We start from the raw sequence: 7322 nt of genomic DNA, 5'->3' as shown, positions 1-7322 counted from the left end.
AGTAGCTCCGCTACGAGGACTCTCGCCCGGCACACCGAGAGCACGCACCGAACGCCGCTCCTTCTCCCACGGAGATCCATCAGAAGCCCCCTAGTCCCGGTCCCGTCCTGCTCCTGTCCCGGTCGTCGGGAGGGCGGGTACGGTGACATTCGCATATCGGTACGATTGCACGTACAGACGTACCCTGTCACGTATCCGCACCCCATCCCTTACAAGCTGGAAACGCAAGGCTCTCGCCATGTCGGCCTGGGTGGTGTTTTATGTCGTAACGCTCGACTGATGAACGAAAGCGCCAAGTCTCGCATCGGGAGATATGCCGCTCGTCCGACAATCGTTGAGGAGCTTCCCATGCCCCGGTCCGTCGAGGATCTGCTCAGCCGACTGACGCACGCGGTCAGCGTGAGCGATGCCCTGGAAGAGCTGCTGGAGGATCCGGCCCTGCTGGTCCGCGCCCCCTTCGGCGGCCCGGAGGCCACCACCCCCGACGACCTGGCCCGCGCCACCGACGCAGCCACCGGGGCGGACGCGGCCGTCGTCGTCGTAGGCGAGCGCACCGGCTGGGTCGGTGACGTGACGGCCGGCGAGCAGGTCGACCGGCAGGATCTGCGCCTGCCCGGCGACCAGGAAGCCCTGGTCGAGGTCGTCGCCGCGACGGGCACCCCGACCGTGGTCATCGTGATCAGCGGTCGCCCGCTCCTGCTGGACCGGGTGACCGGCGACGCGAACGCCGTCCTGTGGGCGCCGCTGCTCGGCCCCGCCGCCGGCCCGGTCCTGGCGGACGCCCTCCTCGGACGCACCGCACCGGCCGGACGCCTGCCCGTCTCCTTCCCTGCCTCCATCGGCCAGCTCCCGGTCTTCCACGGGAGCCGCGCGGGCAGCGGTTACGACACCCCCGGCGGTGCCGAAGTCACCTGCGTCGACGGCCCGGCCCGGCCCCTGTTCCCCTTCGGGCACGGACTGACCTACACGCACTTCATCTACGGCGACGCGCGACCCGCCGCCCGCGAGGTCACGGCCGGCGGTGACATCGAGGTGAGCGTGGACATCACCAACAGCGGCGACCGGGACGCGGACGAGGTGGTCCAGCTCTACGCCCGCGACGTGATCGCCTCGACCGTCCGCCCGCCCGGTGCGGCAGCTCCTGGCGTTCATCCGGGTGGGCATCCCCGCCGGCGCCACCAGGCACGTCCGTCTGACCGCCCCGGTCAACGCGCTCGCGCTCATCGACCCGCACGGTCTGCTCGTCGTGGAACCCGGAGAGGTCGACATCATGATCGGCGCGAGCTGCTCCGACATTCGCGCGCGCACCACGCTCACCATCACGGGCGAGGTGACCGGCGTCCCCCGAGACGGCCGATTCCTCGGCAGCGCGGACGAATCTTCCCTGTAAACAGCCACAGTCGAGCGGTAGTCGGAGGTAGTCGGCATGAGCACTGAGCGAAAGCCACTCAATTTCGGAGTCATCCAGGGTCTGAGCATGGCGGGTCTGGTCACCGGCATCTGGGCGCACCCGGACAACACGTCGGGGGAGTTCCTCACGCTGGACTACTGGACGAAGCTGGGCCGCAAACTGGAGGAGGGAGGCATCGACTTCCTGTTCCTGGCCGACCAGTTCGCCTATCCGCTGAAGAACGGCACGATGGCGGCGCGCGCGGTCGAGGACGCCGTCGCCTTCCCCATGGGCGACCCGCTGGTCGCCCTGTCCGCCATCGCCGCCGCGACCTCCCGGCTCGGACTGGTGGCGACGATGTCCACCATGACGGAGCCGCCCGCCCACATCGCCCGCCGGCTCTCGACGCTCGACTCCCTGAGCGGAGGGCGCATCGGATGGAACATCGTGACGGGCGCCAACCAGGAGTCCACCACGCGCCTGTTCGGCACCGCCATACGGCCGCACGCCGAACGCTATGCGATCGCGGACGACTTCCTGGAGCTGACCCTCAAGCTGTGGGAGGGCTCCTGGGAGGACGACGCCGTCATCTACGACAAGGTCAACCGGATCTACGCCGATCCCGCCAAGGTCCACGAGATCAAGCACGAAGGCCCCTACTTCAGTTGCGAGGGCGCGCTTCCCGTCCCGCCGTCCCCGCAGCGCACGCCGCTGCTCTTCCAGGCGGGCACGTCGAGCGCCGGCCGCCGGTTCGCGGCCAAGTACGCCGAAGCCGTCTTCATCCCGGGAAGCCACCCGGAGAAGGCGATCGCCGACATCGCGGCCATCCGTACCCTGGCGCAGGAGGAGTTCGGGCGCGACGCCGACGCGATCAAGTTCGTCTGCGGCGCGCTGTTCATCACCGGCGACACCACGGAGGAAGCCGTACGACGGCGTACGGAGATGGCCGGCTACTCGACGCTGGAGTCGGCCAAGCTGGAGTGGTCTTACCACACGGGCATGGAACTGTCCGACGCTGACATGGACAAGCCCATCCCCGGCAGCCGGCAGACGACGGAGGACAGTTCCAAGTCGCTGGTCGAGAAGTACGAGAGCGGCAAGAGCGTCGAGCGGCAGCCGCAGACGATCGGCGAGATGCTGGAGCATCTGAGGGTCCACGGGACGACCGGGCTGGGGTTCGTCGGCACTCCCGAGCAGATCGCCGACGAGGTCGAGGAGTTCGTGGACCGCACGGGCGTCGACGGCTTCCTCATCGAGCCCTTCACCACACCCGGCACCTATGACGACTTCGTCGACCGGATCATGCCCGTCCTGCGGGAACGAGGTCTCGCGAAGACCGCGTACGAGGGCTCCACCCTGCGCGAGCACCTGTTCGGCGCGGGCCGGGCGACCCTTCCCGAGGGCCATGTGGGGGCGTCGTTCCGACACGGGGCTGTGGCCCTGGCCCCGAAGCCCGACGACGCGGCTGGGGGCAACTGATGTGTCCATTGCCCGGTGTCACACGGTCGTGCGGTCCTGTCGCCACGCTCCGAGCAGTGATTCGGCGAGTTCGGCCGACGCGCGTTCCGCCGACCAGCCAAGCACCTCGGTGAGGTCGACCACGACCCGCTCGTCGAACATCGTGATCCACAACAGGACGGCGTAGTCGATGTCGATCCGGCTCGGGAGCTTCCCGAGTTCGGGGTCGGCGACCAACGCCTCGATGGCGCCCGTGAGGACCGCGTTGAAGCGCTGTGTGAGGTGGTCTTCGCTGTCGTCCCGTAGGCGCGCGAGATATCCGCGCGCGCTGCGGATGTGAGTGGCCGAACGACCCCAACTCATCGCACCCCGAACCCACTGATCGCAGATGGAGTGGAACGCGGTGAGCGGGTCGCCTTCGCCGGCAGTCGCGCTGATTCGTTCGAGAAGGTCGGCGAACAGCGCTCTGTAGTAGGTGCTGAACACATCGTGGACGTCGCTGAAGTGGCGATAGACCGTCGCGGTCGAGACCCCGGCCTGACGGGCCAGATCGGGCAGCGTGAACGTGGGTCCCTGCTTGGCGAGCAGTTCGCCCGCGGCATCGAGCAAGCGTTGGTGCGTGCGCGCCGAATCGGCGCGAGTCGCGGAACCTGGCGTCGACACGGCAGCAACGCTATCACCGCCCTCGGACCAGCGGCCATGAGCCGGGCATCCGCACCAGGTCACGGGCGCGCTGGCCCGCCGACCGACTGCCGTACCACGAGAGGGGGGAAACCCCCACTGCCGCGTTGGGCCGTAGGGCCGGGTGGCCCGGCTCGGACTACGCCGGACTCTCCGTGCTCTGATCGGTGGCTGCCAACGCGGCACGAGGCCGCAGGTGTGCCAGCGCGGCGCCGGCGAACACGGCCAGGACCAGCGCGGCACCCGCGACGACACCGAGACCGTCGGAGCCGCCCATGAGGACAGGCAGGTTGCGGATCATGATCGCCAGGACCACGGCCAGACCGAGCGCGCCGAGGCCGGGAGCGATGAGGCTGTTCCACGGCCGTGGGTCGACGGGGTTGCGTCGGAAGAAGGCGAGCACCGCGCAACAGGTGAGCAGCATGAGGAGGACGATCCCGACCGCCATGATTCCACCGAACCACGTGGCCACCTGCACGACGGGGTCGAGTCCCGCCACGACGCAGATCGCGATGAACACGGCGCTGATGACGGTCTGCATGTTCGAGGCGACCCCGGGCGACCCGTGACGAGGGTGTGCCTGTGCCAGTCTCGCGGGCAGCACCTCGGTGGTACCTAGGTTGAAGTAGTAGCGTGCCAGCACGTTGTGCAGACTGAGGACGCAGGCGAGCGCGCTGGTCACGATCAGGACGCTCACCACATCCGCGGTCACCTTGCCCGCGAAGTTCTGCGTCGTGTCGATGAACATCGTGCTGGGGTCCTTCGCCGCCCGGCCCACGACCCCCTGGTCACCCCACGCGGTGACCATCAGCCAGGCCGTGACGGTGTAGAAGCCGCCGATCAGGGCCAGTGCCAGATACGTCGCCCGCGGGATGGTCCGCTGGGGGTCACGGACTTCGTCGCGGTAGATGGCGGTGCTCTCGAAACCGACGAACGCTCCGATGGCGAACATGAGCGCGAGCGCCGGCGAGCCCGAGGTCATCGCCGAAAGGTGCACGATCCCGGACGAGTAGCCCTCCGGGCCGTTCTTGACGAGGACGGCGGCATCGACGACGACAACGACGACCACCTCGGCGATGAGCAACAACCCGAGAACCTTGCCGGACAGGTCGATCCGCCGGTAGCCGAGGAAGCCGACGAGCGCGATCACCGCCGCCGCCCACACCCACCATTTTCCGGCGGGGAGGCCGTACTGCACCAACAGGTTGCTGATCGCCTGACCGATGAAGCCGAGGATGCCGAACATGTTGGCGGTGTAGGTGACCAGGGCGAGGAATCCCGTCCCGACCCCGAGCCTGCGTCCCAGACCTCGCGTGACGTAGGTATAGAAAGCACCGGCCTCGCCGACGTGTGGAGTCATGGCCACGAATCCCACCGCGAACAGGGCGAGGATCACCGTCGCGGCCATGTAGGCGGCGGGGTACCCGGGGCCGTTGCCGACCAGAATGCCGATCGGCGTACTCAGGGCCGCGACCGTCAGGGGCGCGGCCATCGCGAGCACCATGAACGTCAGCGTGCCGAGACCGATGGAGCCTGAGAGTTTGCGGTCGGTGCTTGCTCCGGGGGGCGCTGACGTGGGCTTTCCCAACGATTGGCTCATTGGATCTCCTGGGTTGTCGGAGCCGGCTTCCGAGACGTCACCTTCGGCAGGGGGTCGGCGGAACCGGGGGCCCGTCGGGTGGAGGTCATCCGGGGATGAGGGCACACGTGGTTGTTGCTGCCCCGAGCCTTGCCGTCGAGCATCCTTCGTCTCGGTATGCGAAGAGGCGTTCCTTTATGCGAGCCATACCGTGGCGGTGGAGGGGGCGGACTGTCAAGCAACTTGCGGCATTTCCCATGTCCTGGGTGCAAAATCCAAGGACGGAGTCAAGGTGCTCCATGCCATCCTCTTCGAGTACCGAACCCGCATGCCGAAGCCTATTGTCCCGACCGATTCAATGCTCTACGGTGCAGACCAATGGCCCAACCCGTACGGCAAGCGGTCTTACCTGTCGGCTGCTGCTGCGAGTGAACCGAGACGGGTCCGATCAGGACGCGGGCGCAAGCGCGTGGCCCAGGTTTCGCGCAACGCTTCGCGCGCGCCTCCCGCGGGAGGCGCCGGGCGCCGTTGCCCGGGCGTTCCCCGTATCCGCGGATCGCGGTGAGAACGGGGAGGAGTCCAGGCCGGCTCCCTCCGGACTCACGCAGGACGAGTGCGAGCCGATCGGCCCCCGGTGGCCGTCGCTCGCGGCATCCCGTTCCCGGCCGTCCGGGTGCAATGACATCCCGAGGCCCTGCGGCCCCGGCTTCCGGTGGTCGATCCAAACCGCATGTGCTTGTGCCGCAAGGGCAGCTGAGTTGTCAGCCAAGAGTGACAGTGGGAGCCAATCATGAGTGACCAGTCCCGTCCGGCGTCGATGTCCCCGTCGGAACTTGAGCGCTTCGGCGACGTGACCCGCGTACGAGTCGAGACTCCCGACCTCAACGGCGGTCTGCGCGGCAAGTACCTGTCCGCCGACAAGGTGCGATCGGGGAAGGGCATTCCCATCACCGAGGTGTACCTGGCCGCGACCGTGGACGACGATCTCTTCGACACCGCCCTCAGCGCGGAGGAGGCCGGAAACGGCGACATGCTGCTGGCCCCCGACTGGTCGACGGCGCGCGCGATGCCCGGCGAGCCGGGCGTGGTCGCCGTGCTGGCCGACGGTGAGACCAAGGGCCGCGAACGGCATCCGATGCACCCGCGCAGCGTTCTTCGCAACGTCGTCGACCGGGCGGCGTCGCACGGGTACGAGGGTGTCTTCGGCGTGGAGTTCGAGTTCACCGTCTTCCGGGACGACCCTGACTCCGACCGGGCCCGACGAGCCGGTGACGTGCCCGGCATGACGCGTATCTCGCGGAGCAACCAGTGCTACAGCCTGACGCGATGGGCCGACTTCGGCGAGTTCGCGACAGACCTGGACGACTCGGCGCGCGCGTACGGCATTCCGATCGAGATGATGATGACCGAGGTCGGCACCCACCACATCGAGGCGGCGCTGGCTCCGGCCCCGGCACTCCAGGCGGCTGACATGGCCACGCGCTTCAAGGTGCTGCTCCGGCAGGTCGCGCAGCGCCACGGCTTCTTCGTCTCCTTCATGGCCAAGGTGAACCTGGCCGAGCAGGGAACCTCCGGCCACCTGCACCAGAGCCTGTGGAAAGACGGGAAGAACGTGTTCTGGGGCGGTAAGTCCGACACGCTCAGCGAGGAGGGGCGTCACTACGCGGCCGGCGCGCTCCGCGTCTCGCACGAGTGCACGGCGTTCTTCGCGCCCTGGCCGAACTCCTACCGGCGTTACGTTCCCGGCTTCTTCGCACCCGTCGCCCTCGACTGGGGCTGGGACAACCGGACGACCGCCCTCCGTGCGATCACCCTCTCGGAGGACTCGGCCCGTTTCGAGAACAGGCGTGGAGGCAGTGACTTCCATCCCTACCTTGCGATCGCCGCGTGCCTCGCGGGCGGGGTCGACGGCATCCTCGCGTCCGAAGAGCTGATCGAACCGGGCGCTCCGGTGCCGGGCCGGGAGCTGCCGCAGGATCTCGCCACGGCGGCGGCCCTGCTGCGGAAGTCCGAACTGGCTCGCGAGTGGCTCGGGGACGACGTGGTCGAGCTCTACGCGCAGAGCCGGGAGCACGAGGTCCAGGCGTACGCCGCTCTCGCGGCGGCGCACATCCCGCGCTGGGAGATTCAGCGCTACTTCGAGATCGTCTGACGAAGATCGCCGAGTCCGGCGACATGAGAACTTTGACTCATGTCTCCTTGACGGTCACGCCG

General features: G+C 68.2%; 5 protein-coding genes and 1 pseudogene. 4 read left to right on the top strand and 2 right to left on the bottom strand.

Annotation, left to right across the window (positions count from 1 at the left end):
- Positions 1 to 279: 279 nt before the first annotated feature.
- From AB0J04_RS16185 to AB0J04_RS16175, 3 genes and pseudogenes are all read left to right on the top strand, one after another.
- A pseudogene (locus tag AB0J04_RS16185) lies at positions 280 to 954 on the top strand (glycoside hydrolase family 3 C-terminal domain-containing protein); the annotation flags it as partial.
- Between the two features lie 175 nt (positions 955 to 1129).
- The gene (locus AB0J04_RS16180; RefSeq protein WP_363169068.1) at positions 1130 to 1390 is read left to right on the top strand and encodes a fibronectin type III-like domain-contianing protein; all 261 of its coding nucleotides are present in this window, start codon (positions 1130 to 1132) and stop codon (positions 1388 to 1390) included.
- Between the two features lie 36 nt (positions 1391 to 1426).
- The gene (locus AB0J04_RS16175; RefSeq protein WP_363169065.1) at positions 1427 to 2869 is read left to right on the top strand and encodes an NtaA/DmoA family FMN-dependent monooxygenase; all 1443 of its coding nucleotides are present in this window, start codon (positions 1427 to 1429) and stop codon (positions 2867 to 2869) included.
- A gap of 18 nt (positions 2870 to 2887) precedes the next feature.
- Here AB0J04_RS16175 and AB0J04_RS16170 read toward each other — a convergent pair whose 3' ends face one another.
- Both AB0J04_RS16170 and AB0J04_RS16165 read right to left on the bottom strand, forming a co-directional pair.
- Positions 2888 to 3457, bottom strand: a complete 570-nt coding sequence (locus AB0J04_RS16170) for a TetR/AcrR family transcriptional regulator (protein WP_363169064.1) — start codon at positions 3455 to 3457, stop codon at positions 2888 to 2890.
- A 211-nt stretch (positions 3458 to 3668) separates the two neighbouring features.
- Positions 3669 to 5129 (bottom strand): APC family permease, encoded by a 1461-nt coding sequence (locus AB0J04_RS16165; protein WP_363169063.1) that lies wholly within the window; start codon positions 5127 to 5129, stop codon positions 3669 to 3671.
- Positions 5130 to 5898: 769 nt separating this feature from the next.
- Between AB0J04_RS16165 and AB0J04_RS16160 the strand changes: the two genes are divergently transcribed.
- Positions 5899 to 7260, top strand: coding sequence for a glutamine synthetase family protein (locus AB0J04_RS16160; RefSeq protein WP_363169062.1), 1362 nt, complete (start codon positions 5899 to 5901; stop codon positions 7258 to 7260).
- Positions 7261 to 7322 lie beyond the last annotated feature (62 nt).

It is taken from the genome of Streptomyces sp. NPDC050263 (assembly GCF_040655955.1).
GTDB lineage: Bacteria > Actinomycetota > Actinomycetes > Streptomycetales > Streptomycetaceae > Streptomyces.
This window is presented reverse-complemented; position numbering and strand designations above follow the sequence as displayed.